The following is a 22,587-nucleotide window of genomic DNA, read 5'->3' on the forward strand; positions in this document are numbered from 1 at the left end:
CCCAAGAAATGGAACGTTACCAAATACTAAGTGAAAACAAATTTATTCCATATGAAAAAATGCGTGCTTTGTATAAGGCCGAATCGGAATGGGTCAAAGAACGAGATAAAATGCATAAAGATACTGGAGAAGCATGGGAAAAATATGAAAATAGTGATACTATGGTATCCGAGCTAAATATTAAAATAAAACAAATATTAGGAACTGAAAATGGGACTTGGTATATCGAATATAAGAGACTGTTCTTCAGAGCACTTGACAATATGGACAAATATGGAGTTACATACAAAGATGCCTTTACCATAGCAAAAATAGAAGATACGTATAAACAAAAACGTGCAAACATACTCAATAGCAATAAAAAAAATGCCGAAAGGGAAGTGGAACTGATGGCTATTGATGATGAGATGGCAAAAAAAATAGCAAAGACTGTTCCGTCTGTTTCTGTAAAGTGGAAAAAAGTAAATAATGCAGCATTAGATCATACTTTGAAATCAAGATATGGGCTAAATCAGGAGCAAATAAACAAATTCAAGACAGCTTATAATAAGTATGCAATTGAAGAATATAAGATTCTCAATCAGAAAAAACTGTCTGATAGCGATAAATACGACCAACTCTCCCAATTAGGTGAAACCTTCTGTAAGACAGTAAATCCTTTATTCAAGGTTGATAATTATAAAAAATGGTATGGTTGGTGGAAATACGATTTTGAAAGAAAAATGAAAAGAAAAGGATTAAAATGATTATTTTATGAAAAAATCAACTTATATTTATACTGTTTTATGTGTAATTGCAATTGTCATTAGTATAGTAAATTGCAAAGATGAAGATTTGCTAGAATCAGGTTTACAGACTGACATGAAAGATTTTAGTTTGCAAGAAGCTAAAAACTTTTTTCAAACTCAAGCTCATGCTAATTTAACATTAAGTCGTTCATTGGATAACAAAAGGAATAAAACAGTTTCCCCCGGTGATTTCGTACCTAACTGGGATGCAGCAGTCAGTTCTACCAACAACGGACTCGCTTGCTATGATATTCCTATAACTCCGACTTATCACTTTAAAGCAATTTATGTAGATGAAAGAAATGGCAAGCCTTCTGCAGGAAAAGTCAATGTATATCAGAAACTAGTGATAGTAAAAGATGTAAAGAGCAATAGAATGGATCAATACATCTTAACTTTGATACCCTCCAAATTATATGATAGTAGAAATGGTGCACAAACTTGTAACAACTTTATAAATTGTGCAGACAAGGGTGGTTTTTACAGGAGTAGCATTATATTCCTGTGTATATTCACAAGTTACAGCTCGTATAAGTACTTTTAAGAACGGAGTAAAAACGAGAGGGGTATTTCTATTAAATGCTTCAGGGAAAACTAATTTATCAGATAAGTATGAGCAGGCTCGCGCATTAGCATCTACTGTATATATTCAAAAGAAAAAGATGGTCTTAACGCGTGGAGAAGATGACTATAACTACGATTATGATTATGGTAATGAAGATGATTACACTTATATTGGTGAGACACTTGAAGAAGTCATAATTACTCCAGAATCAAATAATAATGAAACAAGTGGCGGAAACGATGAATGGGAAATCATAGCACCTCCCGATAGTGGAACAATAGACCCCGAACCGACAGAACCGGAATCGACGAGTACGGAAGATGATACTGTGACAGAAAATAATAATGGTGACCAGAATTCTGATGAAAAATCTATTCCTTTATCTACAGCTGAAAAAAAAGCAGTAAATAGCCTTTTAATCCAACTAGAAAAGCTTAAGAATATTGATCGAACGAAATACACAATTGAAAAACAAAACTATTGTCGTTCAACTGCACGTACAAGCAAGGATGGAGTTCTTCAACTATGTCAATTATTTTTTAGCTCAGATAATTTAACAGAAATAGATAGAATAGCCACAATATGGCATGAGATGTACCATATTGACCATAAGCATTATGGAAAACTTGAAATGACTATTCTCGAAAAAACAATTGTCCTAAATCCTCCACCATATATTGAAAAGATATTGAATGAAAGATTAGATATAATGTATGGCAAATATATAATGACTCCCGAAACAAGAGAAGCTGATTTTAAGCAAGAATTAATCATTGATCGCTATGGAACAATAGAATATTATAAAAATGAATTAGAGACGCATAAAGCAGAACGCGAAAACTTTCCAGAGGTATCACATTATTATGAGAATGAAAGAACTTGGTTAGAATGGACTTATGAACAACTTCTAATAATTGCTACAGAACAATCATCAAATAAATAAAATTATGAATACAATTAAATCTTTTTTTATAAGTATATTATTGTGTATGTCAATTCCTAGCAAGGGACAAACACAGGATTTAGAAATTACTTTTGCTTATAATAGACAAGACAATGCTTTGATTCTAAAACTTTTCAATAATACGGATAAAGAAATAATAGTATTGAATCAAAGCCTATTGAATGAATCATCTGGAAGCTGCATTATTTTAACTGAAAAACATGATAATGGACAGAGTGATCTAATCATCTCGTTATATGACTATGAAGATGGACAGTGGATCCGTTCTAAAACAATAAACCCTAACGAAAGACTAGAACTTTTTTATTCATTTGAAGCTATCCCTGCAAATAATGTTACAAGAGCTAGATTATTCCTCTCCACATATTTTAGAGATAGGAAGACAGGAAAATTAGTTAGCAAAAGATATAAAAATGATTTACCCATAAAACAAATTAAATGATAACAAGTAAACATTTATTTATAGGTATTGTACTTTTGGGCATTTCTATTTTTTGTACCGCCCAAGAAGTAAAAATTGAATTTTCTTATGATAAACCGAATAATTCTTTAACCCTTATACTTACTAATAATATAGACAAAGAAATTTTAGTTATGAATCAAGGGCGGTTAAGTGAATTTAGTGGAAGCTATATTGTTTTAACAGAATCTTCTAATGGGAAAAGCGCGGATTTGACGATTTGTCTATTTACTCTTGAAAGCGGGAAATGGATATTACACAAGAGTTTATCTCCAAAAGGAAGAATAGAACTCTCCTATCCTTTGGATTCTATCCCAGCCAATAATGTAGTAAGGGCACATTTGTTTCTTTCAACATATTCTAATGATGAAAAAACAGGAAAACTAACTTCTAAAAGATATGAGAAGAATTTATATATAGATTAAGAAGTTTTATTATTATACGGTACAGTTCTGTAAAAATTAGTGCCGATCGATTATGAAAATTATTATTTTCCAGCATTCTTTGTGTAAAACAAAACCAAGAGTGCTGGAAAATTTAGATTACACATTGCTCATCTTTAGGATAAATCATATATAAATATATTTCCACTTAAATTAAATGTACCTTATAAACAGTATGAAAAGCTATTCTATTGAAAACATCAGAATACAAGATATATTACTTATATCAATTTGCATATTACTGTTCTTAAATAGAGCTGTACCTATTGACTACTCATCAATTTGGCGAGTGACTGTATTATGCCTTATATATACGTGTATACGCATTATGCCAAAACGACAGTGCTATTGCCTATTATACATAGTCTGTATTTGGGGAATTACCGAAGTAATCATTTCAACACTTCAAAAAGTGAATTATTTAGAGAGCAATCATCATGATTTCGGAATCACAGGAACGTTTGGAAATCCAGGACCATTAGGCGGATTATTAGCAGTATGCTGGATAGTATCTATTTTTTTCATTTATGAAAACATACAAAACAAGCATCGTATATTAACATTATCATTTTGCATGATAGCCTGTTTTATTTTATATGGTTTACTATTATCTGGTTCACGCGCCGGGTGGACAGCTGCATTGGTAGGAAGCATGATATTCCTATGGCAATGGTTAAAAAGAAAACATACAATCAAAGTCAAACCAACTCTTTTGAAATCAGGTTTTCTGCTTATCATCACCGTTTTTATCATATCAATCTACTTTATAAGAAGAGATTCGGCAGATGGCCGATTGCTAATATGGTATAACACAATAAAGATGATAGAAGATTATCCTCTATTCGGTATTGGGACCGGAGGATGGCAAGCTAATTACATGCTTTACCAAGCTGAATATTTCTTACAAGCTACAAATTCTCCATACACATTATTAGCTGACAACATTTTTTATACATACAACGAATTTTTTATATATAACAGCAGAACAGGGAATAGTTGGATTAGTTGTTGTTTCATGGTTGTTTTATGCATTATTTAGTTATAAAGAAAAGAATAATACTGACCATTGTCTGAAATCCGCCTTAACCACTTTCCTAGTCTTCTCTTTTTTTTCTTATCCTGGCCAGGTTTTTCCATTAGAAATATTATTCATCAGCATAATAGGAATGATGAAAAGCAAAACCATAAAAGTGTTTACAATATCTATTTTAGCAAAATACATCGTTAGAAGTATAGCCTCCATCTCTATTATATGTATATCAATCTGGTCCTATCATATTTACCATAAAACTTTTACCACAATTATCAGGATAGTGGATAAAAATAAAATATCCGAAGAAGCCCATTCTCAACTATCCACATTATACCCATTATTTTGTTATAATCCACAGTTAATGTACATCTACTCAAAAAGTAGTTTGGAAGATTATCCTTTAAATACAAAACCACAAATATTACAAACAGCTGCCCGAATTGCTCCTAATAGTGAACTATATATCAAGATGGGAGATTTTTGGAAACAAAAAAGAGATTACGCTCAAGCTGAAGCATGCTATCAAACGGCTGCTGCCATGATTCCACATCATATCACTCCTTCGTACAAATTATTCCAGCTTTATATAGACAAAGGAAATATAAATGCAGCCATCGACATGGGAAATTATCTTTTAAAACAACCGATAAAGAAAAAAGGAACAAAAGCTTTACGAATGGAAGCTGAAATTTTAGAGTTTCTTCATAAAGAAAAGAATATAAAGAAAACACAATAAGTATCTACCACAGTACAAGTCAGCTATCACACATCTGCCATCTGTAACCCATTAGATTACTGAAGAAAGTCTATAAGCAGACTTTGGCTTCCTTGATAGAGACCGCAATATCTAATATTGGGGACTAAATTTTTTTCCTTGAAATTGTCTTTTTGCACAAATCTTTTCTTTTAATATCCCGCATACATTTTATAGAGTTTATCAAAATAATCTCTTGAAATATTACTATTCTTTCCGGCCATATTTTTGTAGTAATATAACATTCCTTGGTAATAAGCCTTATAGTCAAACAGTCCTTGATTATTAAATGGATAGTTCTGTATCGTTCCATCCCCCTGAATGAATCTATATGACGTACGCATCGGATTAGCTTGGAGGGCTATAAAATATTTACCGAAAATATCATAATAAGAATACTTACTGGATTGATTTTGTTTTCGCGGTTGCTTATTTACCCCAAATGAATAAATCGTTCGTACTGCGCTTTCTCCTTGCATCGCAGCGATCCATTTTGTTCGAGCGATAGCTTCTGTTACAATACTATCAGTTTCCGCGTCCGGACTGTTTGAAATTTCTATATGACTAGTCGTACCATCCTTTTCTATAACAAACGAGCCATTCAGAACCATTTTTTTATCAACTATAACATCACACATAATATTTTTCAAGAAATTACCCTCTTCATTGTATTTTGCCTTTATTTCTGGATTAAAAACGATCATATCCGGATCAGTTGGTTTGCTTCTTGTATTACAAAAAACATCATCACGATACACTATTAATGGCAAAAGCATTCCATCATTATCGGTTTTTATAATAATCTTATCACATATAGTAACATCAATTGGAGTTGTTCTATCAGCAATGGCCGGTTCCCATTTAGGAGATTTTTTTAATAAATCCTCTATCGCACATTTTACAATATCATTCTTACACTGTAATATAGATATATTATTTACCTTTCCTTTTTTAGTTATTGTATACTGAAAAAGTAATGTATCTGAATAACATTTCAGTGTTGATGGTATTTGAATATTGTTGTGTATCCATTGAACAAACTTGTCCCTGCTATTAAAAGGACTCGTAGGAATATTCGATAAACGCGGTGGAATATGCATAGTTACTTGTTGTATTTGTTCCCGTTTATCTTCAGGAATATATTGATGAAAATCAATTAGCATATATTTATATATATCTTTAGGTTGACTTCCATTATATCGACATCGAGGAGCTTTACTTATGACATCCATAATTTCTTTCTCAAAAGCAGGATTTAATGTATTCAGTATGCTTGTTATGAAAACTTTTCCATCCCAAGATGCACTAATACAAACTTGTTCAATGCCAGCTATTCCATATTTGTACGCTTCTTGAGGAAATTGAATATTACTTAAAATCCATGATGGCATCTCGTCAAGAGTCATTAAAGATTCTTTGGTACTTCCTGCATTTATCTGAGCAGAAGTATATACATTAAAAAATACAGCAATGAAAAGGCTAATAATTTTATTCATAATATTGTTCTTTCTATAAGATGTTTTGTTTATTGCACAATGTAAAGATAGTGATAAAATAAAAAAACGTATACATAGAAAAATACACTAACGTGGTAAAATTATACATATTTCATCGACCAAAGCCTTTTTTTCGAAGCTACTTTTTCCTCAAATATTCATAACCGAAGCGACAGTACAGACACTTTCGCTTATCACAGTACTCTTTTTGCAACTGTATCAATGCCTGACTATCCGCCGCACTGACAACCGGAAGCCCGGCATCGCTCCACGAGCGGATAATATGATTACTCTCCGCCTTCAATTCTTCCAGAAAACGTCCGGCACGTTCACACATTCGTTCATCTGCCTTATGCAGACCGTATGTATAAAGAAAAGGAACCACTGTATTAATGATAATCAAATCCTTGGAACGCTCTCCCATCGTCTTCTCCTTTTGTGAAGACGGTCGCCCGAATAAATAATGATTTTCCCAATAGGGAGACGTACGGGCATCCAGTAAGTTTCTCACATCCACCAGAGTTTCCGCTTCCAACAAACGTGAAAACAACTTATCCCCTTTCTGATAGAGATAAGCTAATTGCGCCAAGCGAATATGCGGAAAGTTTTCCGGACGAAGCCGTAGAAAACGCCATAACGTAGCGTCCATCCCCTGCCTGATTTCAAACTTCCGCTGCAAATAACGGAACTCCTTACAAAGACGGAGACTATACTCGTCTTCCTGTTCCTTTTTCAGAAACGTTTCTTCCAACAATCCCGCCAAACCATAGAAAAAAGCCTCTATCTGAAACAAATCATTCCGGTGCTTATCCATCGCACGAAACGGCAACAGTCCCGCCCACGTTTCAAAAGCATCTCCGTTCAAGCCAAAACCGAAATTACGGGCAAGGGTGATAAAGAATGCATCTTCCCAATTACTGTTACAATGTTTGAGACGCTGTGTGATTAATTGCGCTTTCTGCTCCAAACGTTCCGTTTGCAAAGCGGTCAGCCAAGAATGAATGGTAAGTTTGGGAAGAGAGGCAAGGATGGGATGGCAAGCCGGATACTGATCGGCTACACAAAGTTCGTGGTAATGTAATTGCACATTGTCCGGACAGGTAAGTAATAGTTGCGGTATCTGTTCACCGTTGGTACGGGTTATTTCCGTATCTGCTTCACTCACTACATGGAGAATCACAGAGTCGTATGCTTTGTCAGAATGATGTCCGTGGCGAAACCAGTCGGAAGAATGTGTATGTATTTCTATATTCCCTACCCATAAGGCACCATCAATCTTTAGTTTCGCGTTAAAAAAGTCGGGACCGGCGTTGGGATTTTGCAGACCGGAGTCAATCACTTCTACCGGTAAGCCGTTGGTGGTTTGCAGTACTTTCAGGGGAAATAATTTATGCTTCCACACGTAGTGGAGAAGATGTTCCATGTTAACAAGACGTTAATGTGCGCTGCAAATGTAATAAAAATCTTATCTTTGCGACTATTATTTTGAATATAAGTCAGAAAACAATGAAAATAGCACTGATCGGTTACGGAAAGATGGGCAAAGAGATAGAAAAGGTTGCCCGTAGTCGCGGACATGAAATCGTCTGCATCATTGACATCAATAATCAGGATGACTTCGAATCGGAAGCATTCAAATCGGCCGATGTGGCCATTGAGTTTACCAATCCGATGGTAGCTTACAGCAATTATATGAAAGCATTCAAAGCCGATGTGAAACTGGTATCGGGCAGTACCGGATGGATGGCCGAGCATGGCGAAGAAATCAAAAAGCTCTGCACTGAAGGAGGCAAAACACTGTTCTGGTCGTCCAACTTCAGTCTGGGAGTCAGCATTTTCTCTGCTGTCAACAAGTATCTGGCTAAAATCATGAATCAGTTCCCTGCTTATGATGTCACCATGAGCGAGACACATCATATCCACAAACTGGATGCTCCCAGCGGAACAGCCATTACATTGGCGGAAGGTATTCTGGAAAAGCTGGACCGTAAGGACAAATGGGTGAAAGGCACTTTCCTTGCACCGGACGGAACCATTAGCGGAACCAACGATTGCGCCCCTAATGAACTTCCTATCGCCTCTATCCGCGAAGGAGAAGTGTTCGGCCTTCATACCATTCGCTATGAATCTGATGTAGACAGCATAACTATCACGCATGATGCCAAAAGTCGTGGCGGATTTGTATTGGGAGCCGTACTGGCAGCCGAATATACTGCCACACACGAAGGTTTTTTGGGCATGAGTGATTTATTCCCATTCTTGAACGACTAAGATTTCAGAAGCTAGTTCTAAACAAATATAACATTATGAGACAAGCCACACGCGCACAATGGATCAAATGTGCCATTGCTATTCTACTTTACCTCGTCTTCCTCCTCTGGGTACGGAGTTGGTGGGGATTGATTGTTGTTCCTTTCATTTTCGATATTTATATCACAAAGAAAATACCTTGGTCTTTTTGGAAGAAGTCGAAGAATCCGGCTGTCCGCAGTGTGATGAGTTGGGTGGATGCCATCGTATTTGCGTTGGTTGCCGTCTACTTCGTCAATATCTACATCTTCCAGAATTACCAGATTCCTTCCTCTTCGCTGGAAAAATCATTGCTGGTAGGCGATTTCCTGTATGTAAGCAAGATGAGCTACGGTCCCCGCGTACCGAACACTCCCCTTTCTATGCCGTTGGCACAACATACGCTGCCTGTATTCAATACTAAATCGTATATCGAGTGGCCACAATGGAAATACAAACGGGTACCGGGCTTCGGCAAAGTGAAGCTGAATGACATTGTGGTTTTCAACTTCCCGGCAGGAGATACGGTGGCAGTGAACTACCAACAGACAACGGACTTCTATACGCTGGCTTATGGTGAAGGACAACGCATCTACTCCAAACAGATTGAAATGGATAGCCTGACACGTTCACAGCAACGTGCAATCTATGACCTCTACTATGACGCCGGACGTAAACAGATTCTAAACAATCCGCGTACTTACGGTGAAGTACTGTGGCGTCCGGTAGACCGTCGCGAGAATTATGTGAAACGTTGTGTCGGCTTGCCCGGTGATACATTGCAAATTGTAGACGGACAGGTGATGATTGACGGTAAGGCGATTGAGAACCCCGAAAACCTGCAATTCAACTACTTCGTACAGACTACCGGCCCGTACATTCCGGAAGATATGCTCCGCGAATTAGGCATCAGCAAGGATGACACCATGCTGATAGAAGACTCTGGCTGGGAAGGCGGATTATTGGATATGGGACTGGACAACCGGAATGCGCAAGGCAAACTGAATCCGGTATATCATCTTCCATTGACTAAAAAGATGTATGACACTCTCCTTGGCAATAAAAAGCTAATCAGCAAAATAGTAATGGAACCGGAAGAATACGCCGGACAGATGTATCCGCTGAACCTTTATACCAAATGGAACCGCAACAATTACGGTCCGATCTGGATTCCTGCCAAAGGAGCTACCATTACCCTCACAGAAGACAACCTGCCTATCTATGAGCGTTGCATCGTAGCCTACGAAGGCAACAAGCTGGAAGTGAAACCGGACGGTATCTACATCAACGGTGAAAAGACCAATGAATATACCTTCAAAATGGATTATTACTGGATGATGGGTGACAACCGTCACAACTCTGCCGACTCCCGTTATTGGGGTTTTGTACCCGAAGATCACGTAGTGGGCAAGCCGATTGTCGTATGGCTGTCGCTTGACAAAGACCGTGGATGGTTTGACGGTAAGATTCGCTGGAACCGCCTCTTCAAGTGGGTAGACTGATAAGTGTACGGATAGAATAGAGTGATAAGGTGATAAATATTGATGAACATTCGTAAATTCAAATGGATACTAGCATTTGCCGGAGCAGTAGTCGTAGTGCTTCTGCTCCGGGGATTTGCTTTTACGTCCTGCCTTATCCCTTCCACCGGTATGGAAAACTCCATTTTCCAGGGTGAACGTATCTTAGTGAACAAATGGAGTTACGGATTGCGAGTTCCTTTCATGTCGCTCTTTTCTTATCATCGTTGGTGCGAAAGTCCTGTACGGCAACAAGATATTGTAGTGTTCAATAATCCGGCTGGAATCCGGGAACCTATCATCGACCGCCGGGAAATCTATATCAGCCGTTGCCTCGGAGTTCCGGGAGATACATTATTGGTCGATTCTCTTTTCTCCGTTATTTCTCCAGAGGCACAATTCAATCCGGATAAGAAAAGGCTTTATTCGTACCCCGCGTCAAAAGAAAATCTGATAACCTCACTGATGCATACTCTTTCCATCACCAACGACGGATTGATGGGAAGCAATGACAGTACTCATGTGCGTAGTTTCAGCCGTTACGAATATTATTTGTTGGAACAGGCAATGAATGGGAAAGAGAGTTTTGTCCAACCTTTGTCAAACAGGGAAGATGCCGAACCGAATCCGCTGATTGTTCCCGGAAAAGGGAAATTTATCCGGGTCTATCCCTGGAACATAACCTTACTGCGGAATACCCTCGTGATGCACGAAGGCAAACAGGCAGAAATAAAGAACGACACTCTCTACGTAGACGGCAAACCTACACAACACTGTTATTTCACTAAAGATTACTATTGGATGGGGTCTAACAATACCGTCAACTTTTCCGACTCACGGCTCTTCGGGTTTGTCCCGCAAGACCATATCATCGGGAAAGCCTCCATCATTTGGTTCTCCAAAGAAAAAGAGACAGGCTTGTTTGACGGATACCGATGGAACCGTTTCTTCAGAACGGTGAAATAATCTTCCGGAACATAAAAGAAATAACTCCTTAATAATATCCTTAATTAATATCCTTATTATAGAGCCCCCTAAACGTATTAAAATGAAAGAAATGAAAATAGCTTATTTATCTTCAGCTTATCTCGCTCCCGTCGAATATTACACCAAACTTCTGGCTTATGACAAAGTGCTTGTAGAACAACACGACCATTATATCAAACAAACCTATCGTAACCGGTGCACCATTGCCAGCCCGTCCGGCGAATTAGTCCTTTCTATCCCAACCGTAAAACCCGACACATTGAAGTGTCCGATGAAGGATATCCGCATTTCCGACCACGGCAACTGGAGACATCTGCACTGGAACGCCATCGAATCAGCCTACAACAGTACTCCTTTCTTTGAATATTACAAGGACGACTTCCGTCCCTTCTACGAAAAGAAATACGAGTTTTTAATCGATTTCAACGAAGAACTATGCCGGATGGTCTGTGAATTGATAGATATTCACCCCACTATGGAGCGTACTAGCGAATATAAGATGGAGTTTGCTCCCGGAGAATTCGATTTTCGGGAAGTTATTCATCCCAAAAAAGATTTCCGAGAAGTGGATACAGAGTTTATTCCGCAACCTTACTATCAGGTTTTCGAGCCCAAACTGGGTTTTCTACCTAATTTGAGTATCATAGACCTGTTGTTCAATATGGGACCGGAAAGTCTGTTGGTACTAGGCAAGTAATGACTCCACTCTTCTATATGTATGTAGCCAACAAAGGTGCACCATGTCGTCACATTATTTATACTCGTACAGTTTGACGTGTAAAATACTGAATTCTCCGACAGGAATACGTACATGCCTTCCCTGATGGTCCTGATCGCCATTCAGGCGCCGGATATATTTCAGTGAACCATCTTCGTTCACATTAACTTCATCTACAGAACCGATACCTGCTCTCATACCACCTTGCCAGCTATTTTCCGTTTTTGATGCCTTTCCGCCCACACTGGCAAAACCATCCTCGCCCAATGCCGGTGAACTTTTCATTTTATTTTCCCCCTGTTTCTTAAATTCAAGTACCAAGCCACTGCCGGCAACGATATACTCATCTGGAGCCAGACGCAGCAAAACACCTCCCCCTTCAGGCCATACAGTGCCATCCCGGGCACGTGGGTCCCATGGCAGAGTGAAGTAATGACGGCAGGTAATCTCCAAATCATCGTATGAAAGTATTCGTTCTTTATTCTCTTCATCAAACAAAAGACCGTTCATCACTCCTTTGCCCTGATATTTTGTCAATAAAGGCATCAGTTCTTTCAATTTAATATAGCTCTGTACCAAAGGGGCATCTGCTCTATCCGAACCGCTTTCAACAGAGAAAGGACAGAAGCCAATCGCATCATGCTCACCAAACACATAGAAAGCACGTACTCCATCATTCTCTTCCAACCGAATTTCAGGTATAAAGAGAGGATTATTGTGCAGTTTATACTTTGCCACCCAATCAACGAAACCTTTATCATATAAATCCGGAGCCAGAAAATCAATGTTGGGTGCTGCATAATGCCATACATCTATCAAATGAGCCAATGGTCCTGCCGACGGATATTCTCCCGGTTTCCGCCCCCTACTGTTCATTGCTGCATTGACATACAACGGAATATTATAGATAGAACGTGCTAACTTTGCCATTCGTTCTACATACTGCGCATACGACCAGGCCATAAAAATTTCATCCGTATACACGTCTGCACCAAACACTTCCTGCCACGTACCTTTCTTCTTGAATCCCTGGCTCTCCCATTTTGCCAACATTTCGGGATGCAGAGATCTCTTGTTCTTTTGCAAATAGCCGATGAAAAGGGACGGAACTGGTGCATAAAACAGTTTATCCGCTTCTTTGGAATAATCGCGGGCATCTTCCAACATTCCGATTTCGTTTTCTATCTGAATCATGATAACCGTTCCCTCTTCCTTATCCACAGAAGCAATGTGTTTCATCCATTGGGAAAAAGCACGGCTATCCGCCTGAAACACATTCTCCGAAAAGGAACTGGCTATTTCGAGGGGCTTCCCTGCTTTCGTATAGGCACGCGGGTATTTCTTATAATCTTCCTTAAACCAGATCGGAGCGTAGCAACTCATTGAGTTTTTCCACGCACCGAACCAAAGGAAAACCACCTTCAAATCATTCGCGCGAGCCTGTTGAATCACTTTATCCGTCAGAGTAAAATCAAATTTACCTTCCTGTGGTTCTGTTAAATCCCAATATGCAGGAACCAGTACCGTATTCAGCCCCATACGTTGCAATTTCGGGAATATACGTTCAATATCTTCAATAGAGGAAGCTGAAGAATTTCCCAATTCACCGCCAATCACCAAGAATGGCTTTCCATCTACCATAAGTTGTGTGGTACTTCCCTGTTTCTGCAAATACGGAAGTTTCTGATGTGCCTGAAGAGGCAAAATAAAAAGGAATAGAATCCCAAAAAGTGTGTTTCTCATAACAATCAGCTTTATCATATTATCTGAAAGCAAAGTTACAACAATATAAAAAAGGAGCACAACGTCTTGTGTTCCTTTTCTATCGGGCAGGTTACAGATGCTTTATGTTACGTTACATTTGCCTTTATCTATACATTATCTCCGATTCTTATACCCTCTATTTGCGTTTCCTAAGTAATTTTTAGAGAAAACTGTTTATATCGCTACTTCTTCACAGTTCTTCTCTTCATTAGATTCTGCCGCATCCAGCCGATTCAACAAATAGCGTACATTTTGAAGATGTATATCATTATTCCGATCCATTTTCTTAAACTGCCAACTGTTTTTAGTGGTATTCAGTATGCAATTCATTAACGTTCCCACGGCATCGGCACTTTGGAAACGATTGGTATTGGAGATTAGCGTATTCATCATGTGCGCCCCGAATCCTCTAATCACCTCTTTCACACTTATCGACTTATAATTACGGATGGCTTCAAAGGCTGCCACATTACTACAAAGCGTACTAGCTAAATCCTCCAGTCTCTTTCGATCTGTTCGTTCCACTAGATAGCTTTCAGGATTCATAAAACGATTGAGAGTCAGATAAAAAGACATCATTTCATCATCGGATGAAAAGATAACGTGCATGAGTTGCGTCGCGTCCCCCGGACGAGCCTGCTGGTTGCTTAAAACTTCTTCCATAAGAATTTTAATTAAATGGTGAATAAATTAAGTTCAATGGGGCGATACAGAAGGGTAGTTTTAAGAAATAAAAGAAGCGGTTCCGCCTGTCCCATTGCTCTTCACCATCCACAACAGGCAGTAGGTGCATTAACATCCTACATGGGGGTACGAAACCGCCATATAGAATGATAGGACAAGCATAAAAAAGCCTGCCACATTGATACAGCAGGTTCCCCTGCTGTGGATTTTGATAAAGAGCATTGCAAAGATAGAATATAAAATCAGAAAAGAGAAAAGAAAATCAATATAAATTGAAGTTTACAGCGATCAGCAAAAGACAAAATCTTCTAAAGCTACTTGTAACTATAAAATTCATTTAGGAGGTTCACCGGTTTCACCTTTAGTTGAATGAGTATAAATCAGATGTTTATGGTGAAAGAGGTACATAAAATAATAAAGAATCATCCTTCACCTCCTTCACAAAATAAAAGTAAGCGTCTTTTAGTTTTGCACTCGAAAGAGAGACTTCTTATAAGCTTTAAGATTGTTAACGAAGAACTAGTAAGCCCCCAAGTTTAGATAGCTTTTTATCGATATAGCTCCTTAGCAGATATTAACAAGATTGTTTCTCTTTCTTTCAAATAACCAGACTAAAAGACGCTTATATCGTATAGATTAAGGGTCTATACACCCTATTTGTTGGGCATATAGATCCAATGTATTGGTCATATAGATCTAACACGTTGGATATATATATCGTGCGTCTTGGGTATATATAGCCAACAACTCAAGTATTAATAGCCTAAATACAAAGTATTAATAGTCGATAGCTCAAATGTTAATACTTGATGGAGCGTTTGCTATGAGCTTATTAATTTTAGCTGATAGCATATTCGTTTTTGCTTATAGCATATTTACTTTAGCTTATGGCATATAAAAAGAACAGTGAAGAGTGTGAAGGATGATTCTTTATTATTTTATGTACCTCTTCCACCATAAATATCTGGTCTATAACTATTCAGCTAACGGTGAAACTGATGAACCTTTATTTAAAACTATTAGAGAATTACATAAGTTCGATATTAATAAATGCAACCGCCGTTACTGTAATGGTGATTTCGTTAATGAAAAACAACACAATATACAATGGGTGGAAGTCTTATCAAAAGAAGCCCTACAAGATTAAAACATAAAACTAAATCCTTTATCGTGAGAAGCTTTATATTTTTGAATTTCCAAAGACAGTGATTTTTTCAATTGCACCGCCATGAAATCCAAAAAAGGCTGGTTGGTTTCATCATCTTGCGCCTGTTGTAAAGAAAGGATATAATCTGCCCTATCCTCCTTAAAAATCTTAGCGGGGAAAAGATGATAGCAGAATTGAATATAGTTCATCAGTAAGCGAGCTGCTCTCCCGTTGCCATCCACCCAAGGATGAATAGTCACTAAATTGAGGTGAGCATTAAAACTTAATTCGTATTGTTCACGGAACGTTTCCACATTCTTTTGCCGTTCCTGCAACAAGAAACAAAGTTCTTCTACTTTAACAGGTACTTTTTGATAACCCATATAAGAACGCCCACCTACACCAGCCGTAACGCCACACAAACGGAACTCACCTCTGGAAGAATCGAAAGAGCCGCCTATTGTATTATGCCTTCCCCCTGTTGTCCGCATCAAAGTAGCGTTTAACTTCTGCAAAAAAGCAGGAGTTATAACAGTATTGCGTTGCGCTTCCTTTTTAGCAAGCTCGTATGCTTTCTTCAAGTCCTCATTCATCAGATGATATACCAACGGCTTTCCTTTAGCTGTTACACCTTCATCGAAAAGAAGCTGTGCATCCATTTCGGTTAGTGTAGAACCCTCAATGGCTGTAGAATGGGTAATAAGAGAATAGAGGTAGTACTTCTCATAGTCCACCGACTGACTGATACCGAGTTGCTGAAACTCCTTATACAGTTCCTCTATTTCCAGCCAAATACCTTTTTCCATAATTAGGTTACCTTAATTGTTATTTTTCCCAAAATTACTTCTGATACAACACTTTACCAAGCGAAACGACTACTTTCTTACTATTTTTTTGCAAACGCTGGGAAAATTAGGCAATAAAAAAACGCTAAGTCGATTTGTTGCAATCACTTAGCGTTTTCCGAGTACCCAGACTCTCTGTCATCTCCTTAAAAAAATCTCTAACCAAACATCTACCTATTTCAACTCAAATGGTACAGTACCTTTAATATCTCTGGATGAACTACCGATGATTGCCTCAAACTTACCCGGTTCGGCCACCCATTCGTGTTTAGCATCATCGAAGAAGCTCAATGCTTTCTTATCAATCGTCAGCGTTACCGCCTTCTCTTCTCCCGGAGCCAGTTTCACTTTCTGAAAACCTTTCAACTCTTTTACCGGACGAGGGAGAGAGGATTTCTTATCACTGATATAAAGCTGAACAACTTCCTGACCTTCACGAGTTCCTGTATTCTTCACATTGACCGTGAAAGAGATAGTATCATCTACTGTCATTGTTTTCTTGTCAGCCGAAGGCTTTCCATAAGCGAAAGTAGTGTAGCTCAATCCGTGTCCGAACGGGAACAGCGGTTTGATTTTTTCTTTATCCGCCCAACGGTAACCTACAAAAATATCTTCCCGATAGATTTCATTAATCGTATCTCCTCTATGTTTAGACTGTGCCAGTTCCTCCTTATTGCCCGGATATTCGCCCAATTTATGAGCCCCTACATCTTCCAGTTTTGCCGGGAAGGTGAAAGGAAGTTTTCCCGAAGGATTGGCGTCTCCTACCAATACGGAAGCAAGAGCTGTTCCGGCTTCCGAACCCAGGAACCAGCCTTGTACAATGGCCGGCACTTCATTTACCCAAGGCATAGCCACAGCATTGCCGGAGATATTGACCACGATCAGGTTTTTATTCACCTTTGCGAGTTCACTAATCACTCTATCCTGTGCGTATGGTAAACCTAAAGAAGCACGGTCCGAATCTTCACAATCCTGATGATTGCTCTTGTTCAAGCCACCGAAGAAGACTACATAGTCGGCATCTTTAGCCACTTGCAAAGCTTCTGCAAGCAATTCATCTTCCGAACGGTTATCTTTCAAGTCCTGACCGGTTTTCACACCGTTATACTCTCCTGTCGGGTCGCCTACATACCCACGGGCATATACTACTTCTGCTTTTGAGCCCACACGACTTTTCAGTCCATCCAATGGAGAAATTTCATATTTCACTTTCAAAGAAGAACTACCACCGCCCACAGTCATCATCTTAATGGCATTTTCACCGATAACGGCTATTTTCTTAGCTTTATTCAAATCGATAGGCAATAAGTTACCGTTGTTCTGCAACAGTACAATCCCTTCTTCTCCAATCTGACGTCCGGCTTGCCCGTGTTCGGGAGAACCTAAAGAGCCAAATGGTTTGTGCGGGTCCATTGAAGTACGGAAAATCAGACGAAGGACATTACTAACCTTTTCATCCAGTTCCTTTGTTCCTACTTTACCCTCTTTTATCAGTTTCAGGTAAGGGAAAGCAAGGTAATAATTATCATACGCATTTCTCGTTCCGGCAGACAGTCCGTTCGTCCATGAACCAAACTCCAAGTCCATGCCATTGTGAATAGCCTGTTCGGTGTTGTGCACACCTCCCCAGTCGGACACTACAACGCCATCAAAACCCCATTCATCACGAAGAATATCTTTAAGCAGACGTTTGTTGTGACAAGCGTGCTGTCCCTGATAAAGATTATAAGAGCCCATAATCGACCATGTTCCACCTTCCTGAACAGCCGCTTTAAAAGCAGGCAGGTATATTTCATAAAGAGCACGATCACTCAATTGCACATTGGTGGTATGACGGTTGAACTCCTGATTGTTCAATGCATAATGCTTCACACAGGCAGCTACCCCATTCTCTTGTACACCTTTGATGTAAGGAACCACCATAGTGGCGGACAGATACGGGTCTTCTCCCATATACTCGAAGTTACGTCCGTTCAAGGGAGTACGGTAGATATTCACACCGGGCCCCAACAAGATGTCTTTCTTGCGGTAACGCGCCTCTTCACCGATACTTTTCCCATAAAGATGCGACATTTCGGGATTCCATGTAGCAGAAAGACACGTCAATGCCGGATAGGCAATACAGGAATCGTTTGTCCATCCAGCCTGATCCCATTCATCCCACAACACTTCCGGACGGATACCATGAGGACCGTCGGTAGCCCATACTTCGGGAATTCCGAGGCGGGGAACGCCTGCCGAACTAAATTTAGACTGTGCATGAATCATCTTCACCTTTTCTTCAAGGGTCATCCGGTTCAATGCATCTTTCACTCTCTCTTCGATAGGCTTACCAGTGTCCAGATACACGGGCTTCTGCGCAAAGGCAGGCAACGCAGTTATCACAGACAAGCCAAGTAACATTGCTTTGAATTTCATGTTCATTTATGATATAAGAAATAAGTTCATACTTTATTTATATAGACTCCCAAACAGGGGATATTTCCTAGTTGCGGACGAGTTTATTAATGTTTTTTACATTATTCCGACCAAAGATGAATCCTGAAAGGGTACAATTCATCATACCCTTTCAGGATAGTTTCAATAAAAATCCGGCATTAATCTTCAGATCAATTTATTTTCTCAACCTTCAGATCAGCATTTGCATTGCCATTCGTTACATCAATGGTAAATCGATAGACAGCTCCTTCTTCAAATGCTTTATTATCCTGCATTTCCAAATTTCCGGAATCTGCAAGTTTAAGCTGTTCCACTAAAATAGAGCTTGCATAATTGCCGAATTCTCCTCCCCAATCATTTTGATGGAAGAACTTAAAACTAATCACTTCCGGGTCACCACTAGTCTTCAACGTTTCCCCGGCTTTCAAGGTTAGCTGATACTTTTTAGAAGCAACTTGCGCCAGACAGAGCGCTTTACTTGGCTCCCAACCTACTTCGGAAGACGTAACAGAAGGCTTACCGATTCCTTTTCCGATAGCCCAGATTGCACCCGTTCCGTCATCTTGCAATTTGGCCGGTTTACCATCTTTCAAAGCCATTACAGAAAAATACTTCAAAACAGCATTAGCTGTCACCCGATAATCTCCGTTAATCGGCAGGAACTTCAATGCACCATCACTTTGTTTCTCAAAGAAGTCAGGATCGATCCACCATTCATTCAAATTATCAATGCCTGTAACAGTTATCATTTGTCCTTGTGTAAACGCCTGATCCGACTTATATATATCAGTATCTGTCACCTCCATCTTATCATTACCAAAGAAAATATCCGGTGCAGGTAAATCTACCTTCCCTACTTTCTCCACTGTCAACACAGCCTTGGTATTGCCTTTCGTCACATCAACTGTAAACCTGTAAATACCTCCTCTTTCGAACTTTTGACCTTCTTCCAGTCCCAAGTTTCCGTCCGATGAGATTTTAACCAATTCACTCGTTGTAGAAATAGCATCACCCTTAAACTCGCCGTTGTCCCATTTATTGATATGGAAGAACTTAAAGTTAATATCATCCACTTTCATGGTAACGCCAGCTATAAATGTCAGCTGATACTTCTTCGCAGTAAGCTGTGGCATACACAGACCGTTTTCCGGAGTCCACCCTACTTCAGAAAGTGCCACCGACGGTTTACCGATTCCTGTTCCAATAGCCCAGATAGCACCTGTTCCATCATCCTGCAACTTGGCAGCCTCACCATTCTTCAAAGCAATGACAGAGAAATACTTCATTTTACCATTGGCTGTTATTTGGTAACTTCCGTCAATCGGCAGGAATTTCAATGTTCCATCTTCCTGCTTTTCAAAATAATCCTGGTCTATCCACCAATTATCATAATCAGGCACCCCTTCAAACGCTAGAATGTCATTCTTCTTCAAAGTCAACTTGATTGCATAGATATCATTCTCTACCAATTCCATATCTTCACCGTTCACCTTTAACTTGGCAAATGGTTCTGCCTCGTAAGTCAACGTATTAAACTTGATAGCATAATTTCCCGGTTCCGTATTAGAAAATGAGATAGCATTAGTAGAACCGGCTTCAATCGTTCCATTCTCCCAGCCGAAGGTCAATTCGTTCCCATTCTCTCCCACTTTCGGAGTCTTGATATACGCTTTCATCTTTTGCGAGAAGTCTCCTGTCACACTATACTTGTACATGGCTTGCCGTTCCATCCGGTACTCTTTTCCTTCCTCATCCACTAATGTCAGATAGGGGAAGTCCGGTCGTGCCAGAGCGAGTTCTTTCGTCATTTCTGTGGTAGTAAAATGAATGTTCTGAAGAATATATTTCAAAGTTGCCTTTCCATTAGGAATATTAGCATAATAAGGAACAAAGATTTTACCAGTATAGTCATTTCCGCTTGTCTTTGTACGGATGACCGTTTCAGACACTTGTTCTTCTCCATAAAAAAGCTGTGCTTTCAACGTAGAAAGAGGCACATCCACATCCGAGGCTTTAATCGTAAACGGAAGACTGTCACCAAAAAGAGCATCTGCATTCTCTGCTTTGATTTCCATACTCGGATTACCGGGCAAGAATTCGTCATCATTACAGGAGTTCATGGATAACATTCCTGCCAAAGCCACTATAATATAACTGTTTTTTTTCATTGTCTTGATCGTTTTAAAGTTCTTATTCCGACTTTGCCCAACGATAGGAAGTCACAGATTTGCCCGGAACATCATAAGCAAAATGACGCTTACCATCACTTAAGGTTATCTTTTTAGTCTTTTCATTATTATTCATCAGTACAAAAGCGTATGTTCCATCCGGATTCTCGAAAGCAGAATACATGATATTGCTATCAGCATAGCCGGATGCACCGATACGTACCGCTCCCGGTTTCACCACACTTGAGAGATGGGCGATGATATAATAATGTGAGTTGCGGATAATTGTCTTATAGTCGCTATTACTGATATCCACCGCTCCGTAGCAAGTCTGGCAACCGCCTTCACGGTTAGGAGCACGGTCATTATCAAGCATCAGGTTCCACACTATAACTCCCCGACACCAGTTGTTGATCGTCCCCAATGCTACTTCTTTCATATCTTCCAGCAATCGTTTCGACAAATCACGTCCGCTATTCCATGTTCCGATAGAAGTCTCCGTGAAAAGAAGTTCCTTTTCAGGATAGGCTTTATGTATATTTAAAAGCTCTTCGCGATTCCCGCCATAGTTGTGATAAGCAGCTCCGGCCAGGTATTGGGAAGCAGCTGCGTCCTCATACATCTTACCAGGGTAGTTCTTTTCCGTTTCAATATCACTATAATCATAGTTATGATCGTATGCATAAATTTTCGTAGCCAGTCCGGCTGTTTTGAATTTAGGTCCGAGCGCTGTTTTCACAAAGTCCCTCTGTTCTTCCCAACTCATATAAAGCGAAGCGGAATTACCACGGTTCAACGGTTCGTTCTGGGGAGTTACAGCATAAATATCAATGCCTTCGGCGTTGAATGCTTGTACCCATTTCACAAAATAAGTGGCATAGTCCTGATAATAGGCTGGATTCAGTTGACCGTTTGTCCATGAATCCAGCGGAGTAAGATCTGTGAGACTCTTTACTTTCATCCATTTTGGACAAGTCCAGGGAGCGGCAATGACTTTAATAGAAGGATTGATGCTCAAAATCTCTTTCAGAATCGGAAGGATATAGTCTTTCTCTTCACTTTGCAAAGCAAAATGTTCAATACCTTTCGTATCACAGCAGGTATATTCGCTCAATGAAAAGTCGGAGCAGCCGATGGAGATACGGATATAGCTAAATCCGAAGCCTTTGTCGTCAGAGAATGTTTCCGTAAGGAAGGCGTGACGATCTTCCGGTTTCATTTGCAGAAGATTAAAACAAGTGGCGCCTGTGATAGCAGCTCCGAAGCCGTCCATTGTCTGATATTGTTCAGTTGGATTCAATGTGATTGAAGTAGGTGCCAAATTATCTTTCGAGCTGAAATTAACGGCATCACGGGTCAAATCGCGAGTCAGGCTGCTAGTGGTCGCATAAATAGTCACATCTCCGGTCGGAACAGGTGTAACCGGTTTCTCCGCATCGTCACTGTTGCTGCATGCAGCTAATATGGTGAAGCATCCTAAAAAGGTCAATGCTATATTTCTCATGTCTATCATAATCTTA

Annotated in this window: 19 protein-coding genes; 11 read left to right on the top strand and 8 right to left on the bottom strand. The window is 39.5% G+C overall.

The window, feature by feature from the left end; translation table 11 throughout:
- From BSAG_RS24460 to BSAG_RS25715, 7 genes are all read left to right on the top strand, one after another.
- Positions 1-746: hypothetical protein (locus BSAG_RS24460; protein ID WP_008997629.1), on the top strand; the 746-nt coding region annotated here is incomplete at its 5' end.
- A 7-nt stretch (positions 747-753) separates the two neighbouring features.
- Positions 754-1,332 carry a hypothetical protein gene (locus tag BSAG_RS07840; RefSeq protein ID WP_004313840.1) on the top strand — a complete coding sequence of 193 codons (579 nt, stop codon included), beginning with the start codon at positions 754-756 and terminating at the stop codon, positions 1,330-1,332.
- On the top strand, positions 1,262-2,296 hold the full coding sequence (locus BSAG_RS07835) for a hypothetical protein (RefSeq protein WP_232287663.1): 1,035 nt from the start codon (positions 1,262-1,264) through the stop codon (positions 2,294-2,296). Before BSAG_RS07840 ends, BSAG_RS07835 begins: the two co-directional genes overlap by 71 nt.
- Before the next feature lie 4 nt (positions 2,297-2,300).
- A complete protein-coding gene (locus tag BSAG_RS07830; RefSeq protein WP_008776122.1) occupies positions 2,301-2,759 on the top strand; it encodes a hypothetical protein in 459 nt (152 codons plus the stop codon).
- Positions 2,756-3,202, top strand: coding sequence for a hypothetical protein (locus BSAG_RS07825; protein WP_008997630.1), 447 nt, complete (start codon positions 2,756-2,758; stop codon positions 3,200-3,202). Before BSAG_RS07830 ends, BSAG_RS07825 begins: the two co-directional genes overlap by 4 nt.
- A 193-nt stretch (positions 3,203-3,395) precedes the next feature.
- Positions 3,396-4,259, top strand: a complete 864-nt coding sequence (locus BSAG_RS25710) for an O-antigen ligase family protein (protein ID WP_232287664.1) — start codon at positions 3,396-3,398, stop codon at positions 4,257-4,259.
- 127 nt (positions 4,260-4,386) lie between these two features.
- Positions 4,387-4,989: a tetratricopeptide repeat protein gene (locus BSAG_RS25715; RefSeq protein ID WP_232287665.1), complete on the top strand. Its 603-nt coding sequence runs from the start codon at positions 4,387-4,389 to the stop codon at positions 4,987-4,989.
- 170 nt (positions 4,990-5,159) lie between these two features.
- Here BSAG_RS25715 and BSAG_RS07815 read toward each other — a convergent pair whose 3' ends face one another.
- Together BSAG_RS07815 and BSAG_RS07810 are read right to left on the bottom strand one after the other, a co-directional pair.
- On the bottom strand, positions 5,160-6,503 hold the full coding sequence (locus BSAG_RS07815; RefSeq protein WP_004310334.1) for an energy transducer TonB: 1,344 nt from the start codon (positions 6,501-6,503) through the stop codon (positions 5,160-5,162).
- 139 nt (positions 6,504-6,642) lie between these two features.
- Complete coding sequence (locus tag BSAG_RS07810; RefSeq protein ID WP_004310333.1) at positions 6,643-7,926, bottom strand: DUF2851 family protein; 1,284 nt, start codon at positions 7,924-7,926, stop codon at positions 6,643-6,645.
- An 83-nt stretch (positions 7,927-8,009) separates the two neighbouring features.
- Between BSAG_RS07810 and dapB the strand changes: the two genes are divergently transcribed.
- From dapB to BSAG_RS07790, 4 genes are all read left to right on the top strand, one after another.
- Entirely contained in the window at positions 8,010-8,774 is a 765-nt protein-coding gene (gene dapB / locus BSAG_RS07805; RefSeq protein ID WP_004313836.1) for a 4-hydroxy-tetrahydrodipicolinate reductase, read from the top strand.
- A gap of 35 nt (positions 8,775-8,809) precedes the next feature.
- On the top strand, positions 8,810-10,294 hold the full coding sequence (lepB, locus tag BSAG_RS07800) for a signal peptidase I (RefSeq protein ID WP_004307501.1): 1,485 nt from the start codon (positions 8,810-8,812) through the stop codon (positions 10,292-10,294).
- 42 nt (positions 10,295-10,336) lie between these two features.
- On the top strand, positions 10,337-11,278 hold the full coding sequence (gene lepB, locus BSAG_RS07795; RefSeq protein ID WP_004313835.1) for a signal peptidase I: 942 nt from the start codon (positions 10,337-10,339) through the stop codon (positions 11,276-11,278).
- Positions 11,279-11,360: 82 nt separating this feature from the next.
- Positions 11,361-11,996: a WbqC family protein gene (locus tag BSAG_RS07790; protein WP_008770459.1), complete on the top strand. Its 636-nt coding sequence runs from the start codon at positions 11,361-11,363 to the stop codon at positions 11,994-11,996.
- 54 nt (positions 11,997-12,050) lie between these two features.
- Here BSAG_RS07790 and BSAG_RS07785 read toward each other — a convergent pair whose 3' ends face one another.
- The 6 genes from BSAG_RS07785 to BSAG_RS07755 all read right to left on the bottom strand — a co-directional run bounded on the left by BSAG_RS07785 (position 12,051) and on the right by BSAG_RS07755 (position 22,580).
- The gene (locus tag BSAG_RS07785) at positions 12,051-13,760 is read right to left on the bottom strand and encodes a DUF5597 domain-containing protein (protein WP_004313833.1); all 1,710 of its coding nucleotides are present in this window, start codon (positions 13,758-13,760) and stop codon (positions 12,051-12,053) included.
- 195 nt (positions 13,761-13,955) lie between these two features.
- A complete protein-coding gene (locus BSAG_RS07780) occupies positions 13,956-14,444 on the bottom strand; it encodes a hypothetical protein (RefSeq protein WP_004313832.1) in 489 nt (162 codons plus the stop codon).
- A gap of 1,164 nt (positions 14,445-15,608) precedes the next feature.
- Positions 15,609-16,418 carry a Fic family protein gene (locus tag BSAG_RS07770; protein WP_004313831.1) on the bottom strand — a complete coding sequence of 270 codons (810 nt, stop codon included), beginning with the start codon at positions 16,416-16,418 and terminating at the stop codon, positions 15,609-15,611.
- 213 nt (positions 16,419-16,631) lie between these two features.
- Entirely contained in the window at positions 16,632-18,884 is a 2,253-nt protein-coding gene (locus tag BSAG_RS07765) for a glycoside hydrolase family 3 C-terminal domain-containing protein (protein ID WP_008770461.1), read from the bottom strand.
- Positions 18,885-19,069: 185 nt separating this feature from the next.
- Positions 19,070-21,067, bottom strand: coding sequence for a DUF5125 domain-containing protein (locus tag BSAG_RS07760; protein WP_004313829.1), 1,998 nt, complete (start codon positions 21,065-21,067; stop codon positions 19,070-19,072).
- Between the two features lie 22 nt (positions 21,068-21,089).
- Positions 21,090-22,580: a glycoside hydrolase family 30 protein gene (locus BSAG_RS07755; protein ID WP_004313828.1), complete on the bottom strand. Its 1,491-nt coding sequence runs from the start codon at positions 22,578-22,580 to the stop codon at positions 21,090-21,092.
- Between the last annotated feature and the right edge of the window lie 7 nt (positions 22,581-22,587).

The organism is Bacteroides sp. D1 (assembly GCF_000157095.2).
GTDB lineage: Bacteria > Bacteroidota > Bacteroidia > Bacteroidales > Bacteroidaceae > Bacteroides > Bacteroides xylanisolvens.